Source organism: Kitasatospora sp. NPDC088346 (assembly GCF_044740765.1).
Taxonomy (GTDB): domain Bacteria; phylum Actinomycetota; class Actinomycetes; order Streptomycetales; family Streptomycetaceae; genus Kitasatospora.
The window spans coordinates 68,560-86,283 of the sequence record NZ_JBIURH010000018.1 but is presented as its reverse complement, the minus strand read 5'-3'; the positions used below and the strand labels follow the sequence as shown (position 1 = coordinate 86,283).

Sequence of the window (17,724 nt, the reverse complement as noted above, 5' to 3'; positions counted from 1 at the left end):
GCACCATCCGGTCACGGCATTGTCCACGGATCCAAGCACGTTGACGAGGTGTTCTCCGCCACACCAGCACCAGGGCGTGACAGCTGAAACACCTGGGGATGTGTGTCTGTGGCCACATCTGCTTGCCATAAGGAACACTTCGTGACCGTTCTTGACCACAAGAGACCTGAACTACCCGCACCCGACGTCGAACCCCATCCCGCCGCACCGGACTTCCCGGCCGTGCGGCGGGATGTCGACGCGGCGCTGACCGCTTTCCTGGAAGCCAAGGAACAGTCCGCGCCCGGGCCGGAACTCCCGCCCCTCATAGCCCAGCTCCGAACCTTCCTGACGGGGGGAAAGCGCCTCCGCCCGCTGCTGTGCGTCTGCGGCTGGTACGCCGCCGGCGGGGGGGACGACCACGCCCCGGCGGTCCGGGCCGCGGCCGGCCTCGAACTCTTCCAGGCGTTCGCCCTCATCCACGACGACGTGATGGACGCCAGCGACACCCGCCGCGGCCGGCCGTCCGCCCACCGCGCGCTGGCCCGCGCCTACACCGCCGACGGCGGCCCGGCCGACCGCGCCGAGGAACACGGCCTGGGCGCCGCCGTCCTCCTCGGGGACCTCGCGCTGATCTGGTCCGACGAACTCCTGCGCGCGACCGGCCCGACGACCCGCGGCCCCGAGCAGGTCCTGCCGCTCCTGGACGAGATGCGCAGCGAGGTGCTCTACGGCCAGTACCTGGACCTGCGGACCACCGGCCGGCTGTCCGACGACGTCGACACCGCGGTCCGGGTCATCCGGTACAAGACCGCCAAGTACACCGTCGAACGCCCGCTGCACATCGGCGCGGCACTGGCCGGCGCCGACCCGGCCGTCCTCGCGGCCCTGAGCGCGTTCGCCCTGCCGCTCGGCGAGGCCTTCCAGCTCCGCGACGACCTCCTCGGCGTCTTCGGCGATCCCCGGGAGACCGGAAAGCCGGTGCTGGACGACCTGCGCGCGGGCAAGGCCACCGTGCTCATGGCCCTCGCGGCCCAGCGGGCCTCCCACCACGAGATGCGGTCGCTGCGCGCACGGTTCGCCAGACGAAGCCTCGACGAGCGGGACGCCGCCGTGGTCCGGGCCGTCCTGGAGACCACCGGAGCCCGCCAGACCGTGGAAGAGATGATCCGAACCCGGCTGGGCGAAGCCCTGACGGCCCTTGACCGTGCCCCCATCCCGGCCGCCGCCGCCACGGCGCTGCGCGACATCGCCGGATCCGCAACAGCGAGGCTCGCATGAACGACGACCAGCACCGCGCGGCCGGCACCTCCCTGGCGACGGCCCCCGTCGAGCAGCGGCCGGTCGACGGCGGCACCGGCGCGGCGACGGAGCCGACCCCCGCGGCGACCGGGCTGACCCGCGCGGCGGCGGAGCTGATCAGCGGCGTGGACGCCGACCCCTGGGGCAGTGTCCGCCCGTCCCTGTACGAGACGGCCCGCGTGCTGTCCAAGGCGCCGTGGCTGCCCGGCGGACGGACCCGGGTCGAGTACCTGCTCCGCGAGCAGGCCCGCGACGGCAGTTGGGGCGAGGGACCCGCGCCCTACCGGCTCCTGCCGACGCTGAGCGCCGTCGAGGCCCTCCTCGCGGTGCTGGAACGGGAACCCGGGGCGGGCGGTGCCGCGGACCGTCTCGCCGGCGGTACGGTCGACCGGCTCGCCGCGGCGGCTGCTGGCGGGCTCGCCGCGCTCGGCGGCCTGCCGACGGCCGGGCCGTGGCCGGACACCGCGGCCGCCGAGATCCTCGTCCCCGACCTGGTCGCCGCCGTCAACCGGCGCCTCGACCAGCCGCGGACCGCCGACCTTCCGCACCTCGGGCCCTGGCACCGCGGCCCGCGTATCGTCGTCCCCGGCGGTTACCACGCCGCGGTACCCGAAGCGGTCGCAGGCAGGTGCCGAGCCGCCGGCGCCGTCCCGCTCAAGCTCCACCACACCTTCGAGGGCGTCGCCGCCCACCTCCCGAACACCCTCCTGCCCGCAGCGGACGGGCTGCTCGGCAGCTCCCCGGCCGCCACCGCGGCCCTGCTCGCCGCCACCCCCCACCCCCCGCAGCACCAGCGTGCGGCCGCCGAACTCGCCGACGTGGCACGGCGCTACGGCGGTCTCTTCCCGGAAGCCGCACCGATCACGGTCTTCGAGCGGCTCTGGGTCGCCGCCGCGCTCGCCCGCACCGTCCTGCCGCCCTCCGGCCTGCCCGTCCTGCGCACGTGGGCCGACACCCTCTACGACCCCGAGGGAGTCCGCGGCACCCCCGGACTGATGGTGGACGCCGACGACACCGCCATGGCCGTCCTCGTCGCGGCCCTCGTCGACCGGCCCCGCGACCCCGCGCCGCTCGCCGTCTTCGACAACGGCCGTCACTACGACTGCTACATCGGCGAGGACACCGGTTCCCTCAGCGCCAACGCACACGCCGTCCAGGCCCTCCAGGCCTACCTCCGCCACCACCCCGAGACCGCGCGGACGCACGAACCCGTCGTCCACCGGGTCGCCGACTGGCTCGTCGGGCACCAGCAGCCGCAGGGCCACTGGACCGACAAGTGGCACGCCTCCCCGTACTACGCCACCGAGCGCTGCGTCACCGCACTGTCCCCCCTGCGCGGCCCCCGAGCACGCCGGGCGCTCCAGGCCGCCGCCGGATGGGTGCTGGACACCCAGCGCGAGGACGGGTCCTGGGGCATCTGGGGCGGCACCGCCGAGGAGACCGCCTACGCCGTGAGGATCCTGCTCCACGCGTCCGGGGCGGCGCCGCTGCAGCCCGTCCGCGCCCTGGACCGCGCCGAAACCTTTCTGCACGAGACGGCCCACACGTCCGGCCACCGGCACCCCGCCCTCTGGCACGACAAGACCCTCTACGCACCGGAAGCGATGATCCAGGCGGAGATCCTCGCCGCCCGCGCCCTGCTGCGGACCCGCCACGAAACGGAGTACCTCCCGTGACCCCCGACCCGACGACCCCGCCCGACGCACCGGGACGCCTGCCCGTCGTCGGACACGTGATGCCCCTGCTCCGCGACCGGCTGGCGTACATGCAACAGCTGCGCGGCCACGGCGACGTGGTACGGATCAGGGTCGGCCCGCGGCCGGTGTACGTCGTCAACTCGCCGGAACTCATCTGGGAGATGCTCACCGCCCAGTCCGCGAACTTCAGCAAGGGCCGGCTCTTCGACAAGCTCCGGCTGTTCGGCGGATCACCGCTGCCGATCGCCGAAGGACAGCAGCACCTGCAACGCCGCCGCCTCATGCAGCCCGCCTTCCACCGCGAACGCATCAACTCCTACATCGACACGATGATCACCACCGCGCAGAGCGCACTCCGGACCTGGCGGCCCGGGGCCCGACTCGACGTGCTCAACGAGATGCAGCTCATGACCCAGGGCATCGTCATGTCGGTGCTGTTCTCCTCCCACCCCGACCGCGACCCGGCGCAAGCGATCATGAAGGGCGTCGACACCGTCTTCCAGGCCGCCATCCGGCGCGCCGTCGTGCCCGTCTCCGCACCGGAGTGGATGCCGCTCCCGGGCAACCGCAGGCTCCGGGCCGCGAACAGCCTGCTGCGCCGGACGGTCAGCGACATCGTCACCGCCCGCCGGGAGACCCCCGGCACCCAGGACGACATCGTCTCCCTGCTCCTCGACGCCCGCGACGAGGACGGCCGACCCCTGGACGACGAGGAGATCCTCTCCGAGATCACCGCCCTGCTGGCCGCGGGCTCCGAAACCACCGCGGTCACCATGGCCTGGCTCTTCCACGAGCTGGGCCGCAACCCCGACCTGGAGCAACGGCTGCACCGGGAGGTCGACACCGTACTGGCCGGCGGCCCGCTCACCGCCGAGCACCTTCCCCGGCTCGGCCACACACGCCGACTCGTCACCGAGACGCTGCGCCTGCACAACCCCGCCTGGATCGTGACCCGCCAGGCCACCGTCCCGGTGCGGCTCGGCACCGCACACCTGCCCGCCGGAGCCGACCTGATCTGGAGCCCGTACGCGCTCCACCGGGACCCGGAGCTGTACGACGACCCCCAGCGGTTCGACCCGGACCGCTGGCTCCCCGAGCGGCCGCAGCCTCCGCGGGGCGCGTACATCCCCTTCGGCGCCGGAAAGCGCATGTGCATCGGCGACGGCTTCACCTGGGCCGAGGCGACGGTCCTGACCGCCCTCATCGCCTCCCGCTGGACGCTGCGGCCCGTACCCGGCAGCACCGTGCGGCCCGTACCCGCCATCACCGTCCACCCCTCCTCGCTCCACATGACCGCCGAGGCCCGCGGGCACGCGGCGGCACGGGAGGCAGCGTGAGCACCACCGACCTCACGGGCCTCGCCGCCCTGCCGCTGCCCGACCTCTCCGGCAGCTTCCCGGGCCCCTTCCCGGCCAGCCCGCACGCCGGCGGCATCGAGGCGCACCTGGGGCAGTGGCTCCGCCGGTTCCCGCTCCTCGGCCCGCCCGAGGCCCTGGGCCCCCTGTGCGACATCGTGGCGCACGGGGTCGCCCGGACCTTTCCCACGGCCGAACCCGACGGCCTCCACCTGTGCGCCGACCTCTTCCTGTGGCTCACCGCCTTCGACGACACCCACGGTGAAGCGGCGGCGGCGAGCGACCCGGCCCGACTGGTGCGCCGGATCTGGGACTGCGTGCACCTCCTGGCCGACGGCGAGCCGTCCCGCGACGCCGGCCCCTTCGACGAAGCGCTCCGGGACCTCCTGGTGAGGCTGCGCACCCGGGCCACGACCGCCCAGTACCTGAGGGTCACCGGCTGCCTCAGGGACATCCTCCTCGGGAGCCTCTGGGAGGCGCACCACCTGGCCGAACCCGAGCACGTGACGTCGCACGACTACCGTGCGATCCGCCCCCACACCGTGTTCGCGCGGACCCTGGTGGCCGTCGCCGAGGTCGTCCTGCGGTACGAACTGCCCGAAGAGGCACGACGATCCGAGGCCGTGCGGCAGCCGGAGTCGGCCGTCGCCGACCTCGCCGGCGTGCTGAACGACCTCGGCTCCTACGCGAGGGAATCCGCCAAGGGCGTCCCGCACTCGCTGAACCTCATCACGTTGATCGCGAGGGAGCGGAACTGCGACGTCCCCACCGCGGCCGCGGTGGTCGCCCGCCTGGGGGAGGAGCGCGCCGCGGCCGCCCGGCACGGGATCGGCGAACTCGCGACCGGCGGCTCGGCGCCGCTCGCGCAGCACGCCGCGGCCCTGGAATCCATCGCCCACTCCTACGTCTGGCACATCGACCACGTCCGCTACAGGAAGGCCTGACGGTGCGGCAGGCCGTCCGTCGCGCGGGGGCGACGGCGGCTCGCCGCCGCCGTGCGCCGACGCCCCTCCTGCGGCCGGGCCGCGGGCCGCGTGTCGCCGATCCCGTGTCGCTACAGGATCTAGCTTTAGTGAGAACCTATAGCGTGCGTTCGTTGACTGGCCGCCAAGAGCAGTTATAGCCTCTAGTGAGAGCTTGAGCATGTCGCCACCCCTATGGGGACTGACGCGCGCTCAACCGTCTCCATGCGCTGCCCAGTCGACCAAGGGACCACCATGCCCGGACTACGCACCGCCCTGCTCGCCCTCCCGCTCGCCGCCGCCCTGCTCGGCGCCGGCGCAGCCCCCTCCGGCGCGACCACCGCCCCCCACCCCGGCGCCTCGCTCACCTGCCGGGGCCAGGGCGTGGATCCCGACGCCAAGGTCCGCCACCGCGCCGCGATCGTGATCCACGCGCCGCTGCGCACCGTCTGGGACCTCCAGGCCGACGTGTCCGGCTGGCCCTCCTGGCAGCGACCGGTGACCACGGCGGTGCGCCTCGACCACGGCCCACTGCACGCGGGTTCGGCGTTCCGCTGGACCACCCCCGTCCCGCCCGCGGCCGGCCTCCCGGCCTCCACCCTGGTGATCACCTCGACCGTCCGGCAGATCGCGCACGGCTCCTGCATCCGCTGGACCGGCCCCGCGGACGGCACCGGGCTGCACATCGACGGCGTGCACGTCTGGAACTTCGCCAGGATTCCCGGGGGCGTCCTGGTGAGCACCGAGGAGACCCACACCGGTCCCCAGGTGGACGCCGACGTCCCCACCGCGACGGCGATCCTCCGCGAGGGCCTGGAGTCCTGGCTGCACGCCCTGAAGACCACCGCAGAGCAGCGGGCCGACGACACGTCAGGCACACCGGAGGCCGCCCGGTCCACCGGGGAAGCGAAGCTGCCCTGACGGACCGTCCCCCGGTGACCCCGGGGCCCACCCCCGCCGTCCGGGGGTGACACCGGTCCTGTGGCGCGCGGACGCCCGACAGAGGACCGGACGCCGACGGGGCACCGTCCGCCACCGGGATACCGTCCGCCATGGCCGTCACCCGGCAGCTCGCCCGCGTCACCGAGGAGTACCTCGCCGCCTGCCGAGCGCGTGCCGTGCGCGTGCCGAGCGCGTGCCGTGCGCGTGCCGTGCACGTGCCGTGCACGTGCCGTGCACGTGCCGCGACGTCGTCCGACGGTGACCACCAGTGGGAGCCGCCGGCGACGGACGGTCTTGACCTGGACCGGGCGCCCGCCATGCTGGTGGGCCTCTGCGAGATCGCCGGATCGGGCGATGCACACCTCGCCGCGCTCGGGCGGGCCACCGGCGGCGGCGTCGTGCTGGACGTCGGTTTCCTCAACGCCCAACCCCCACGCCGTCGCGTTCCTCGGCCCCGCACCGGCAGCACGCGGTCCGACGGAGGTCGAGCAAGTCGCCGATCTCCTCGGCGACATCGACTTCCCGGCCGCCCTGGCGGCGCTGCCGTCCGACGACCACGCGGCCGGGGCGCTGATCGGCCACGGCGCCGAAGGCCTCCGCCACGGGCCCGGTACGTATCCGGCGGCCCACTTCGCGGCGCTCCGCGCGTTCTTCGCGGGGGCCTCGCAGCGGGGCCTCGCCGTCGTCTCGTGGTGGGACTGACGTCCCGAGTACGACCGCAGCCCCCGGGATCACCCGATCACGAATCCGACGGCACCACGTCCTGCGAGGCCCCGGTGTCGTAGAGTCGGGTACCGTGACTCAATCTGCGAGGCTGCCCGACGACGCCCTCCGCCTCGCAGACGGCGTGGCAGTCGCCCTGATCGCACCCTTCGCCGGGCTGACCTCGGTGCCGGCCCCGATCGGTGAGCTCACCGCGCTGCGCCGCATCGACCTCGACGGCAACGCGTTGACCCACCTGCCCGACGGCATCACGTCGCTGCGCCGGCTGGAAAGCCTCCTGCTGTACGGCAACCGGCTGTCCACGATCCCGTCCGAACTGGGCGACATCGCCTCGCTGGAGCACCTCAGCATCGGCGGCAACGCGGTGACCTCCGTGCCTGACACCCTCTGGCGACTGACCCGCCTGCAGTCGCTCAACCTCGCGGAGAACCAGCTCAGCGAGATCCCCGACGCGATCGGCAACCTGGTCGAACTGCGCATGCTCGACCTCGGCCACAACCGACTCCGCCACCTGCCCGACAGCATCGGAGACCTGCCCCGACTCACCGACTACCTCTATCTGAGCGACAACGGGTTCACCTCGGTGCCCGCCTCGCTCGGGCGGCTGGACCGGCTCGACTACCTCAACCTCACCGACAACCGGCTCAGCACGCTGCCGCACACCATCGGCGGCATGGCACGGTTGCGCGAGCTGCGGCTCTACAACAATCAACTCACCCACCTGCCCGACGCGATCGGTCGGCTGACCCGACTGCGCGAACTGCACGCCATGAACAACCGGCTGACCGGGCTACCCGGGTCCATCGGTGATCTGCGCGATCTCCGCCACCTCGATCTGCGCAACAACCCGCTCCACCAACTGCCCGAGACGATCGGACGACTGGCCCACCTCACCCACCTCGACCTGCGTGCCAGCCGACTGCGCGAGTTGCCCGACAGCCTCGCCGACCTTCCGCGGCTGCAGAAGCTCGATCTCCGCTGGACCAAGCTCGACCGGCTCCCCGGCTGGATCGAGTCCATCCGCCAGCGCGGCTGCGTCGTCCTCCTCTAGACCCGGGGCCGCGAGCGCCTCCGCCTGTGGGGCCCGGAGCCCCGTCGCACGGAGTCCGGCGAACCGTCAGGTCTCCTCCCGGCGGCCCAGCCCGACCGCGCGGCGTACGTCGTCGGCGTAGGCCTCGGGCTGTTCCCATGCGGCGAAGTGGCCGCCGGCGCGGTGTTCCACGTAGTCGCGGATGTTCAGGAACGCCTCGGCGTAGCTTCGGGGTTCCGGTTTGGTGTCGCGCGGGAAGACGGAGAGCACGGTCGGTGTGTCGATCCGGTCGGGGAGGGTGACCGGCTCGACGTAGGTGGTGAAGGAGGTGCCGATCGTGCCGGTGACCCAGTAGGCGGTGACCCAGGTGAGGAGTTCGTCCGGGGTGAAGGCGGGGCCGTCGGACCAGGACTCCAGCTTCTCGACGATCCACGCGGCCAGGCCTGCGGGGGAGTCACCGAGGGCGACCGCGACCGTGTTCGGCCGGGTCGACTGCTGGGCGATGTACCCGCCCTCGGTACGGAACCACTGCGCCGACCGGCGGAGGTGGGCGGCCGCGTCGGGTGGGAGCTTCGTCGGGTCCGCAGTGAGCGCACGCTGCGGAGCGGTGTTGGTGAGGTGGAGGGCGGCGACGCGGTCCGGGTGTTCGGCCGCGAGGAGTTCCGCGACGGTGCCGCCCACGTCGCCGCCGGACACCGTGTACCGCGGGTAGCCCAACTCGGCCAGTGCGGCGGCGACGATCCCGGCGATCCGGCCGGCCGACATGCCGGAGGTGGTCGGCGGGGCCGCGAACGGGAAGCCCGGCAGGGCGGGGACCACCACGTGCACGTCCGTGAGCAGCGGCAGGACGCGCTCGAACCGCAGCACCGAGTCCGGCCAGCCGTGCAGCAGGACGACCACCGGAGCGCCGGGATCCGCGGACCGCTGGTGGATCACCCGCAGGTCGGTGTCGCCCGCCTGCACGGTCGTCCAGGGGAGCTCGCCGATGCGGCGCTCGTGCACGCTCCAGTCGTAGCCGTTCTGCCAGTGTTCGAGAAGTTCGTCGAGGCGGGTGCCGCTGATGCCGCGCCTGTCGTCGTCGCTCCACGGGGTCGTGACGCGTCGCGTCCGTCGGAGCCGTTCCCTGATGTCTTCGATGCCCTCGCTCATGTGTATGAGCGTACACATGAGGTGTATCCTCATGCACATGGTTTCTCGCAACGCCGCCGCCACCAGGCAACGGATCCTGGAACAGGCGCGACGCCAGTTCGCCAGGCACGGGTACGCCGCGGTCGCGGTCAAGGGCGTCGCCGACGCGGCCGGCGTGTCGCCCAACCTCATCACCCGCTACTTCGGCGGGAAGGACGGCCTCTTCCTGGCGGCGACCCAGGTGGAGATCCCGGTGTCCGGCTCCTTCGACGGCGACCGTTCCGAGCTGGGCCCGCGCCTCGCGGCGAGCATCGTGCGGCGCTGGTTCGGCGTGGTCGGAGAGGATCCGCTGCTCGTGCTGCACCGGGCGTCCGGCGAACGCCCGCAGGCGGCGGAGGCGCTGGCCGCCTTCCTCGACGCCAACTCGCTGGAGCCACTGCGGTGTTACCTGCGCGACAGCGGCCTGGACGATGCCGAGGCCCGCAGTCGGGCCGCGGCGATCGACGCCTTCGTGCTCGGCGTCTCGACCCGGCGCCGGGTCCTGCGTTCCGAACTCGGCGACCCCGCCGAGCTCCAGGCCTGGCTGAGCACCACCATCCAACGCCTCGCCGACGGGTGACGGCCCACGGCTGGACGTCCCCGCGCCGGACGTCGTCGGGAATCGCGGTCGCCGGCCGGCCCGTCCCCCGTCGGTCCCGTCCGCGCGGGGCGGTGCGCGGCGCGGACGGAAGCCGAACGGAAGGAGCCGAACGGAAGGAGCGGAACAGAAGGAGCGGAACGGAAGGTCAGGCGGGCGGCATCAGCACGGTGTCGACCAGGTGGACGGTGGCGTTGGAGGTCGGGACGTCTCCGCAGACGACCTCGGCGCTCCCGTTGACGGTGAAGTCGTCGCCGGATCCGCTGACGGTGAGGGTGTCGCCCTGCAAGGTCGGGTGGGTGCCGGCGAGGGCGGTGGCGTCGAGGCGGGTCGGCAGGACGTGGTAGGTCAGGAGCGCGGTGAGCCGGCCCTTGTCGGCCAGGAGCGCGTCGAGGGTCTTCTGCGGGAGCTTGCGGAAGGCGTCGTCGGTGGGGGCGAAGACCGTGACGTCCTTCGCGGAGTTGAGCGTGTCGACCAGGTCCGCCTTGGTGATCGCGGAGGTCAGGGTGGACAGCTGGGGGTTGTTGGAGGCGGCGGTCGCCACCGGGTCCTCGGCCATGGCGCCGAGGCTGCCGGCGCCCTCGCTGGGCAGGGCGGCGCAGGCGGGGCCGAACGGGCCGCCGGCGGGTTCCGCGGTGGCCGCGGCCACGGTGGCCGCAGTCGTGGTGGAGGCCGGTGTCCGGCCCGCCCCGTCCGGGCCGGAGGTGCCACAGGCGGCGAGGCCCAGGGCGAGGGCGGTGGCGGCCAGCAGGGCGGCGAGCGGACGGCGGACGGTGCGGGTGAACACGGGTTGCTCCTCGATGGGCGGGCCGGACAGGGCCGGGGCGGACCGGTCACCAGTGGTGGGTGCGTCCGTCGCGCGGGGCGTCATCGCCCCGCGGATGGGCGGCGGGGTGGGCGGCAGGGCGGGCGTCCGGGTGGGGGAGGTGGGCGTGGACGGTCTTGCCGCTGCCCGCGTCGAGCGTCACCGAGAAGCTGTCGCACAGCACGGCGACGAGGTGCAGGCCCAGGCCGCCGGTGTCGCGTCCGGGGTCGGTCAGCCGGGGCGTCGGCATCAGACGGCTGCCGTCGCTGACGTCGATCCCGATGCCGTCCGGGCCGGCGGTGAGGCGCAGGGTGCCCGGTCCGTGCGCGTGGCGGATGCTGTTGGTGACGAGTTCGCTGAGGACGAGCAGGGCGTCGTCGCGCTCCGCACCGCACAGCCGCGCGCGGGCGAGGAAGGACCGGGCGTGGGCGCGTACCTCGGTGACGCACTGCGGCCGGTCGGTGAACGGCTCGGTCCATCCCAGGAGGGCCGCATCGGCGCCGCGGCACGGCGGGGCCGGGGTCTGCACGGGGGTGGGGTGCACGGTGGTCATGGTCTGGTGCTCTCTCTCGGAGCCCCGGGGGACCGGGTGGGGACGAGGGCGGGCGGCGGCCGGTGGGCCGCCACCCGCTCGTCGGGTGCCCGTCACGGGACGAGCGGTGGGCGGTCAGCGGCAGTACCAGCCCGCGGGCTGCCACTGGTTCTCCCAGTGGGAGGGCTGCCACACGGTGTGCCAGGACGCCTTGTGCCAGACCTTGTGCCAGTACCCGTGGTGCCGGTCGTGGTGCGAGTCCCACCAGCCGGAGTGCCACTGGTTCTGCCAGTAGCCGTGGTGCCAGACCTTCTGCCATTGCCCGGGGACGTACTTGTGCTCCCAGTGCGCCGGGTACCAGCGGCACTCCTTGTCGTGGGACGCCCTGTCGTGGGACACCGAGGACACGCCGGCCGGAGCGGCGGCCGCCGCCGTCGTGGCGGACGTCGCGACGGCGGCGCCGCCGCCGAGCATGACGCAGGTCGCGGCGACGGCGAGCGAGCGCTTGGTGCGCGTGGCATGCATCGTCGGACACCTCCTTTCTGATCGAACGTCAGGCAACCCTTCCTCAGGTGCCCGGTGATGGCCGGGCGGGGGGAGTACGGGCCGCGGAACCCTTCCATGACCTCGATTCGCACCCGGACGGGTGTCCGGACGGGGGTGGGCGGCAGAAAAATCCGGTCAAAGTTTCTATATTCGGACGAAAGAACACCATTCTGAGAAAACTGCCACGAATCGGCGCCCTCGACCCGTCCGGCCCGGCCTCGGCTCCGAATCAGGGGTGGCCGGGCCGTCCTGCCCGGCCCCCGGACCGAGCCGTGAAAGGCCGCAGCCATGGCAGCCACCCACCCGTCCCCAAACCCTGCTCCGCGAGCCGTGCCCGCGCGGCCGGCCCGCGGGGACCGGGACGCCGCGGCGCTGTGAACGCGATCCGGCCCACCGTCGGGTCGCAGCCCCAGGGCGACGAGCTCCAGGAACTCGTCGCCAAGGTCGCCGTGGGTGACCACGACGCGTACCGCACGCTGTACCGGGCCGTGGTCGGCCGGGTCTTCGGGATCGTCAGGCGCGTGCTGCGCGACGAGGCCCAGGCGGAGGAGGTGGCACAGGAGGTGATGCTGGACGTCTGGCGAACCGCCGCCCGCTACCGCCCCGAACGCGGCGAGGTGATTCCCTGGGTGCTGACCATGGCGCACCACCGGGCCGTCGACCGGGTGCGCTTCGCCCGGGCCGCCGCCGCACGCGACGAGCGCGCGGCGGCCAAGGCCCACGTGACGGCCTTCGACGAGGTCGTCGAGGAGGTCGAGAATCGGCTGGAGCGCGAGCGGGTACGGCACTGCCTGCGCGGCCTCACCGACCTCCAGCGGCAGTCGCTCACCCTCGCCTACTACGGGGGCAGGACCTGCCAGGAGGTCGCGGACCAGCTCGGCTCCCCGCTCAGCACCGTCAAGACCCGGATGCGGGACGGCCTCGTCCGCCTGCGCGACTGCCTGGGGGTGGGGGCGGATGACCTCCCCTGACCAGCACGCGCTCAGCGGCGCCTACGCGGCCCACGCCCTGGAGGGGCCGGAGCGGGAGGCGTTCGAGACCCACCTCCGCCACTGCGAGAGCTGCGCCGACGAGGTCGCCGACTTCGCCGCGACCCTCGCCCGGCTCGCCGCCGCCGAGGCCACCGCCGCGCCGCCCGCGATGGAGGAGCGGACCATGGCGGCGATCCACACCGTCCGGCAGTTGCCGGCCGCCGACCCGCCGGCGGCCGCGGCACCGGCCCCGCCGCGGACCCGGCGGCTACCGGGCACCACGACCCGCCGCTGGGCGGCGGTCGGCCTCGCCGCCTCGCTGGCTCTCACCGCCGTGGTCGGAGCCATCGCCGTCGACCAGCACGACCAGGCGGACCGCGCCCAGGCACAGACCGAGCAACTACGCGGTGAACAGGCCCGGTTCGCGGCCCTGCTGACCGCACCCGACGCGCGGACCCGGACGGCCACCGCGGCCGGCGGGAGCGGCAACGGCACCGTCGTCTGGTCGGAGAGCCGCAACGAGGCGGGATTCCTCGCCACCGGCCTCCCCCCGCTGGGCGCCGGCAGCGCCTACCAGCTCTGGTACGACGACAGCGGCACCGCCCGGCCCGCCGGGCTGCTGCACGGCTCGGACGGCGCCCTGCTGCTGGACGGACCGATCGACGGGGCCGGCGGCATCGGCGTCACCGTCGAGCCCGCCACCGGATCGGCCCGGCCGACCAGCACGCCCGTCCTGCTGTTCCCGCTCACCGCGCAGCACGCCGCGGGCCGACAGCCGGCCACCGTCCGCAGCACCGGGCGCGAGGCGCCGGTCGGAACGGAACGGATCCGGTCAGGATTGCTTCCAATCCGCACCGCCGAGCGTTCCGAACCCGAGTTGTGAGCAACGATGAAGCCCGGCCCCCGGCCCCCTCGGCCCCGGCCCCCTTGGCCCCCGGCCTCCCGGTTCGCGCCGGCTTCGTTCGATCCCCCACACAGTGAGGAACGCCCTTGACGCCACAACGACCTCCACGCATGACCGCGCGGGCCGAAGGGCCGGGCACTGCCTCGCTCCGGCTCGCCCCGGGGCGCGACTCCCGGCCCGGTCGCCGTGGACGCGCCGTCGACCCACGGGGGGTCGACCACCTGATCGGCCCCCGTCCGGGCCTCGATCCGGTGGCGGCGTGATGGCCGCCGACCAGCACCAGGCAGAGTCCCTCGCCGCCGCGCGCCGGCTGCGCGCGGTCCTCAAACACATGGGCGTCGAGCTGCCGACCGTGGAGCCCTACCCGTTCCCCGCCGGTCCCGACAACGTGCCGATGGTGAGTCTGGGCAGGGCGCCCGCAGCGCTGGTCGACGCCCTGGCCGAACGGCTCGAAGAGCTCACCGGCCGGCGACCGGGGTGCGACTGACGCCGGCTGATCGGTGGGCCGGCTGACCGGTGGCCCGGCTGGTCGGCGGGCCGGCCGGTCGGCGGGCCGGCGGAAGCGGACGCCGAGCCGACCGACCCGACAGGTCCGAGGCACGTGCAGGATTCCCGCCGGTGGTCGTCCCCCGGCGCCGTCACGCCGCATAGGATCACCGCACGGCACACCCTTCGTCGAGTTCCGGGGCGCGTGCCGACCCCCTCCGAACGAGGAATCTGCCATGACCTACACCGTGGATTTCGACACCGTATCGACCGTGGGCCTGGAATCGTCGCCCGTCGCGGACGCGCTCGCCGGCCTGCGGGCCAACGAGGCCCGTTACTTCAGGAACAAATACGACCACGCCTTCACGGTGGAACCCGCCGGCGAAGCGAAGGCGGCCGTCGACTGGGTGCACCGGATCCTCAAGGAGGAACGGGACATCGTCATCGCGTCCCGGCCTCTTGAGGCCACGGCCTTCCAGGTCGAGAACATCCGCATGGCCTACGTCTTCTACGAGAGCGGACTGTCGGTCAACGTGATGTACACCCTCGACGGCCCCAAGAAGCGGGCGGTCGGGTTCAAGCTCTCCGAAGGAATGGAGGTCCCGGAGGAGCTCGCCTCCCGGTTCAAGTTCGCACGGCAGAAGTCGAAGCTCGCCGGGACGATTCGCGGGTCCTTCTTCGTCGTCAAGAACGAGTACTGAACCCGCGGAGCGATGCGTGTGGCGACGGAGCGGCCCGGGCCGGATCGGTCGGGAACCGGTGGGATCCGGCCCGGCCGCGCCCGGTCAGTGGTTCGCACCGTCGTCGACGGCCTGCCGCCGGTTCGAGAATTCCGTGGACGATCTCCTGACCGGGCGTCATAGTGTGCGCCATGGCTTCTCTCGTACATCATGTGACCATCGACTGCGCCGACACCTACCGGCTCGGTTCCTTCTGGGCCGCGGTCCTCGACAGCAAGCTCGCCGACGACGACAAGCCCGGTGACCCCGAGGCCCTGATCGTCGGCGAGCGGATGGACCTGCTCTTCGTCGCCGTCCCCGAGGAGAAGGCGGGCAAGAACCGCCTCCACTTCGACCTCCAGCCCACCGACCGCACCCGCGACGAGGAGGTGGAGCGGCTGCTCGCCCTCGGCGCCACCCAGGTCGCCGACCGCCGCCGCCCCGACGGCAGCGGCTGGGTCACCATGGCCGACATCGAGGGCAACGAGTTCTGCGTCGAACGCAGCGCCGCCGAGCGCGCCGCCGCTGCGGCTTCCTGACGGCCCCGGTCGCCTCGGCGGGCGCCGGTGGAGCGCGCCGCCGAGGCTTCCGACGTCCTGGTCGCCGGACGGGGCCCTGAGGGCCAGAACCCCCTCTGGTGCCCCACTCCGGCCGCTCACCCCCGGGTGCCAGGCCGGTGTCCGTGCAGTGAATGGGGGCGGCCCGGGGCGTACACCCCCGGGCCGCCCCCGGCGCCGCTCCGGGGTGGTTTCGCGCGGGCACAGGGACGCCGCGTCCTCCGGTCACCGGCCGGTGATCTCGGCCTCCCATGATGTTCCCGTCATGGTTCAGTGGAACGTACTCGGCTCGTTCCGGGCCGAGATCGACGGCCGCGCGGTCGACACCGGTGGTCGCCTCGCCCGCATGGTGCTGGTCCAACTGCTGCTCGCCCGTGGGGCGGTGGCGCCCACGGAGGGCATCATCGAGCGGTTGTCGCCGACGCGGGTCCCGTCCAGCGCACAGGCCTCGCTCCATGTCCACGCATCCGACTTGCCCCACCCGCTCCCCGGGGCTGCAAGCGCACACGCCGCCGGGCCGGGGGCCGCCCACCGGCGTCCCGTCCGTGTCGGTCCTGGCCACGGCCGGCCCGATGCCGCGCCGCAGGCGTCGGGCGACAACCCGGCTGCGGTTGCGACACGACACGACTAGCCTGGCCGCTCTGCCGATCGAGGAGGAACGCGGTGCTGGTCATGCCCGGGCGGCGGACGTCGACGATGGAACTGTTGGCCGCCGAGGCGGCGGGCCGCGGGATGGCGGTTCGGGCCGCGGAGGAACCCGGCCAGGTGACGGGCCCCGCGCACTGGTACGGCGGGCCGCTCGCGGGTGCCCGGTTGGCGGGCCGGTTCCGGTTCGCGTTGCTCGAGCCGGTGGACGACTGGCTTGCCGAGCTGCCGCAGGAGTTCACCGGCCGACGGGTCCGGATCGCGACCGTCGCGGACGCGCGGGCGCTCGACCGGCCGACGTTCGTCAAGCCGCCACGCGACAAGTCCTTTCCGGCAGGCGTCTACTCCGACGGCTCCCGGCTGCCTGCCGGCTTGGATCCGACCACACCGGTGCTGCTCTCCGAGGTGGTGACCTTCGCGGCCGAGTACCGGCTGTTCCTCCTGGACGGGCGCATCGCGGCGGCGAGCCGGTACGCGGTGTTCGGCCGGCTCGACCCGCGCCCACTGCCCTTGGACGGGACGGACGGCGCGGACCGCGCCACCGGCGCGGAGATCACCGAGTTCGTCGACCGGCTGATCGCCGCAGCCGGGCACACCCTGCCGAGCGCCGTCGTCGTGGACGTCGGACAACTGCTCGACCCGTACCGCCCGGAGCACCGCTGGGCCGTGGTGGAGGCCAACATGGCGTGGTTCTCGCACGCGTACGCCGCCGACCCGGCCCGGGTCCTGGACGTGGTGCTGCGGGCGGCGGGACCACGCGAGCGGCTCCGACCGGGCGACCTGGCCTTCGTGCGGAGCTGACGGCCGGGGCCCGGACCCCCGGCCGGGAGGGCGCAGGGCCCGTTCAGCTGCTCAACCCCCTCCGGTCGGGGCCTGCGCTTGCCGGGTGTGTACTGCGACTGCAGGTCAGCGGTGGGTCCGAACGTGGAGGTGGGCGTCGAGGGGGTATTCCGGGGGTGCGGCGGGGATCGTCGAAGCGAACGCGTACCGGGTCTTGTCGGCGACGCGGCAGGACGCGCGGTTGTCGACCTGGTGGACGAGTTCGAGGCGGCGGAGTCCGGTGTCGGTGAAGGTGTCGAAGGCCCAGCCGGACACCGCTTCCAGCGCGCGGGGGGCGACTCCCCGCCCGCGGGCGCGCGCCGCGGTCCAGTAGCCGACCTCTGCCGAAGTCGCCCCGGGAAGGGCGCCCTTGACGACCACGTGCCCCACGACCTGTTCGTCCGCCGACCCGTCGCCGGGTTCCAGGACGGCGAACGCACGGCGCTCGCCCGTCTCCCATCCCTGACGCTGCTCCTGGATCCAGCGTTCGGCACCGGCCCGGTCGTGGATGCGCACGCTGTTCCAGCGACGCATGGCGGCGTCCCGGTACAGCTCGACGAGGTGGATCGCGTCCGCCTGCATCCAGGGTCGCAGGACGAGGACGGGTGCGGTCGGGATGGCGGCGGCCGTCAGATGTGTCGTGATCTTCTCCACCGGCCCGAGCTTAGGCCCCGCACCGATCGCCTTCGAGGCCGGGCCGCCCCGGGGACACGTCCCCGTCCGGGCGGCCCTCACGCTTGCCGCCCGCCCGCAGTGCCGGATGGTGTAACTGGCAGCTCGCCTGACTCTGGATCAGGAGAATCGGGGTTCGAATCCTCGTTCGGCAGCGCAGCACGCCGAGAGTCGGCCGAACGGTCAGGCGGCGGCTCGGTTCGAGCCGCCGTCGGGGTCACACCCCGGGCGCGTCCGATCCGCGCACTCCCGGCGCAGCGGAGGAGCAGTTCGCTGGAGGAGCCAGCCGACAGGCACCCGTTGTGGGACCAAT

19 protein-coding genes and 1 tRNA gene are annotated in these 17,724 nt (G+C 73.4%); 15 read left to right on the top strand and 5 right to left on the bottom strand.

Going from position 1 to position 17,724, the window contains the following annotated elements; genetic code table 11:
• Positions 1-141: 141 nt before the first annotated feature.
• The 7 genes from ACIOFR_RS23085 to ACIOFR_RS23055 all read left to right on the top strand — a co-directional run bounded on the left by ACIOFR_RS23085 (position 142) and on the right by ACIOFR_RS23055 (position 8,011).
• Positions 142-1,260 carry a polyprenyl synthetase family protein gene (locus tag ACIOFR_RS23085; RefSeq protein ID WP_401000168.1) on the top strand — a complete coding sequence of 373 codons (1,119 nt, stop codon included), beginning with the start codon at positions 142-144 and terminating at the stop codon, positions 1,258-1,260.
• Positions 1,257-2,957: a prenyltransferase/squalene oxidase repeat-containing protein gene (locus ACIOFR_RS23080; protein ID WP_401000166.1), complete on the top strand. Its 1,701-nt coding sequence runs from the start codon at positions 1,257-1,259 to the stop codon at positions 2,955-2,957. The genes ACIOFR_RS23085 and ACIOFR_RS23080 overlap by 4 nt, the downstream gene beginning before the upstream one ends.
• A complete protein-coding gene (locus tag ACIOFR_RS23075) occupies positions 2,954-4,315 on the top strand; it encodes a cytochrome P450 (RefSeq protein WP_401000164.1) in 1,362 nt (453 codons plus the stop codon). Before ACIOFR_RS23080 ends, ACIOFR_RS23075 begins: the two co-directional genes overlap by 4 nt.
• On the top strand, positions 4,312-5,277 hold the full coding sequence (locus ACIOFR_RS23070; RefSeq protein WP_401000162.1) for a terpene synthase family protein: 966 nt from the start codon (positions 4,312-4,314) through the stop codon (positions 5,275-5,277). The genes ACIOFR_RS23075 and ACIOFR_RS23070 overlap by 4 nt, the downstream gene beginning before the upstream one ends.
• 273 nt (positions 5,278-5,550) lie before the next feature.
• Complete coding sequence (locus tag ACIOFR_RS23065) at positions 5,551-6,216, top strand: SRPBCC family protein (RefSeq protein WP_401000160.1); 666 nt, start codon at positions 5,551-5,553, stop codon at positions 6,214-6,216.
• Between the two features lie 375 nt (positions 6,217-6,591).
• Positions 6,592-6,939 carry a hypothetical protein gene (locus ACIOFR_RS23060; protein WP_401000158.1) on the top strand — a complete coding sequence of 116 codons (348 nt, stop codon included), beginning with the start codon at positions 6,592-6,594 and terminating at the stop codon, positions 6,937-6,939.
• Between the two features lie 94 nt (positions 6,940-7,033).
• Positions 7,034-8,011: a leucine-rich repeat domain-containing protein gene (locus ACIOFR_RS23055; RefSeq protein ID WP_401000156.1), complete on the top strand. Its 978-nt coding sequence runs from the start codon at positions 7,034-7,036 to the stop codon at positions 8,009-8,011.
• 66 nt (positions 8,012-8,077) lie between these two features.
• On the opposite strand, the gene ACIOFR_RS23050 is transcribed toward ACIOFR_RS23055, so the two are convergent.
• A complete protein-coding gene (locus ACIOFR_RS23050) occupies positions 8,078-9,139 on the bottom strand; it encodes an epoxide hydrolase family protein (protein WP_401000154.1) in 1,062 nt (353 codons plus the stop codon).
• A 37-nt stretch (positions 9,140-9,176) separates the two neighbouring features.
• Here ACIOFR_RS23050 and ACIOFR_RS23045 point away from each other — a divergent pair, with 37 nt between their 5' ends.
• Positions 9,177-9,737, top strand: coding sequence for a TetR/AcrR family transcriptional regulator (locus tag ACIOFR_RS23045; RefSeq protein ID WP_401000152.1), 561 nt, complete (start codon positions 9,177-9,179; stop codon positions 9,735-9,737).
• A 166-nt stretch (positions 9,738-9,903) separates the two neighbouring features.
• On the opposite strand, the gene ACIOFR_RS23040 is transcribed toward ACIOFR_RS23045, so the two are convergent.
• The 3 genes from ACIOFR_RS23040 to ACIOFR_RS23030 all read right to left on the bottom strand — a co-directional run bounded on the left by ACIOFR_RS23040 (position 9,904) and on the right by ACIOFR_RS23030 (position 11,617).
• Complete coding sequence (locus ACIOFR_RS23040; RefSeq protein WP_401000150.1) at positions 9,904-10,542, bottom strand: fasciclin domain-containing protein; 639 nt, start codon at positions 10,540-10,542, stop codon at positions 9,904-9,906.
• 46 nt (positions 10,543-10,588) lie between these two features.
• Positions 10,589-11,113 carry an ATP-binding protein gene (locus ACIOFR_RS23035; RefSeq protein ID WP_401000148.1) on the bottom strand — a complete coding sequence of 175 codons (525 nt, stop codon included), beginning with the start codon at positions 11,111-11,113 and terminating at the stop codon, positions 10,589-10,591.
• Positions 11,114-11,227: 114 nt separating this feature from the next.
• Entirely contained in the window at positions 11,228-11,617 is a 390-nt protein-coding gene (locus ACIOFR_RS23030) for a hypothetical protein (protein ID WP_401000146.1), read from the bottom strand.
• A 404-nt stretch (positions 11,618-12,021) separates the two neighbouring features.
• Here ACIOFR_RS23030 and sigK point away from each other — a divergent pair, with 404 nt between their 5' ends.
• The 6 genes from sigK to ACIOFR_RS23000 all read left to right on the top strand — a co-directional run bounded on the left by sigK (position 12,022) and on the right by ACIOFR_RS23000 (position 16,721).
• On the top strand, positions 12,022-12,609 hold the full coding sequence (gene sigK / locus ACIOFR_RS23025; RefSeq protein WP_401000278.1) for an ECF RNA polymerase sigma factor SigK: 588 nt from the start codon (positions 12,022-12,024) through the stop codon (positions 12,607-12,609).
• Positions 12,596-13,492, top strand: a complete 897-nt coding sequence (locus tag ACIOFR_RS23020) for an anti-sigma factor domain-containing protein (RefSeq protein ID WP_401000144.1) — start codon at positions 12,596-12,598, stop codon at positions 13,490-13,492. The genes sigK and ACIOFR_RS23020 overlap by 14 nt, the downstream gene beginning before the upstream one ends.
• Positions 13,493-13,775: 283 nt before the next feature.
• Positions 13,776-14,000 carry a hypothetical protein gene (locus tag ACIOFR_RS23015; RefSeq protein WP_401000142.1) on the top strand — a complete coding sequence of 75 codons (225 nt, stop codon included), beginning with the start codon at positions 13,776-13,778 and terminating at the stop codon, positions 13,998-14,000.
• Between the two features lie 235 nt (positions 14,001-14,235).
• A complete protein-coding gene (locus ACIOFR_RS23010) occupies positions 14,236-14,700 on the top strand; it encodes a phage tail protein (RefSeq protein WP_401000140.1) in 465 nt (154 codons plus the stop codon).
• 170 nt (positions 14,701-14,870) lie between these two features.
• Positions 14,871-15,257, top strand: coding sequence for a VOC family protein (locus tag ACIOFR_RS23005; RefSeq protein ID WP_401000138.1), 387 nt, complete (start codon positions 14,871-14,873; stop codon positions 15,255-15,257).
• 714 nt (positions 15,258-15,971) lie between these two features.
• Positions 15,972-16,721 (top strand): ATP-grasp domain-containing protein, encoded by a 750-nt coding sequence (locus ACIOFR_RS23000; protein WP_401000276.1) that lies wholly within the window; start codon positions 15,972-15,974, stop codon positions 16,719-16,721.
• A 105-nt stretch (positions 16,722-16,826) separates the two neighbouring features.
• On the opposite strand, the gene ACIOFR_RS22995 is transcribed toward ACIOFR_RS23000, so the two are convergent.
• Positions 16,827-17,393: a GNAT family N-acetyltransferase gene (locus tag ACIOFR_RS22995; RefSeq protein WP_401000136.1), complete on the bottom strand. Its 567-nt coding sequence runs from the start codon at positions 17,391-17,393 to the stop codon at positions 16,827-16,829.
• 100 nt (positions 17,394-17,493) lie between these two features.
• Here ACIOFR_RS22995 and ACIOFR_RS22990 point away from each other — a divergent pair.
• Positions 17,494-17,566: transfer RNA gene (locus ACIOFR_RS22990), tRNA-Gln, on the top strand.
• The last annotated feature ends 158 nt before the right edge of the window (positions 17,567-17,724 follow it).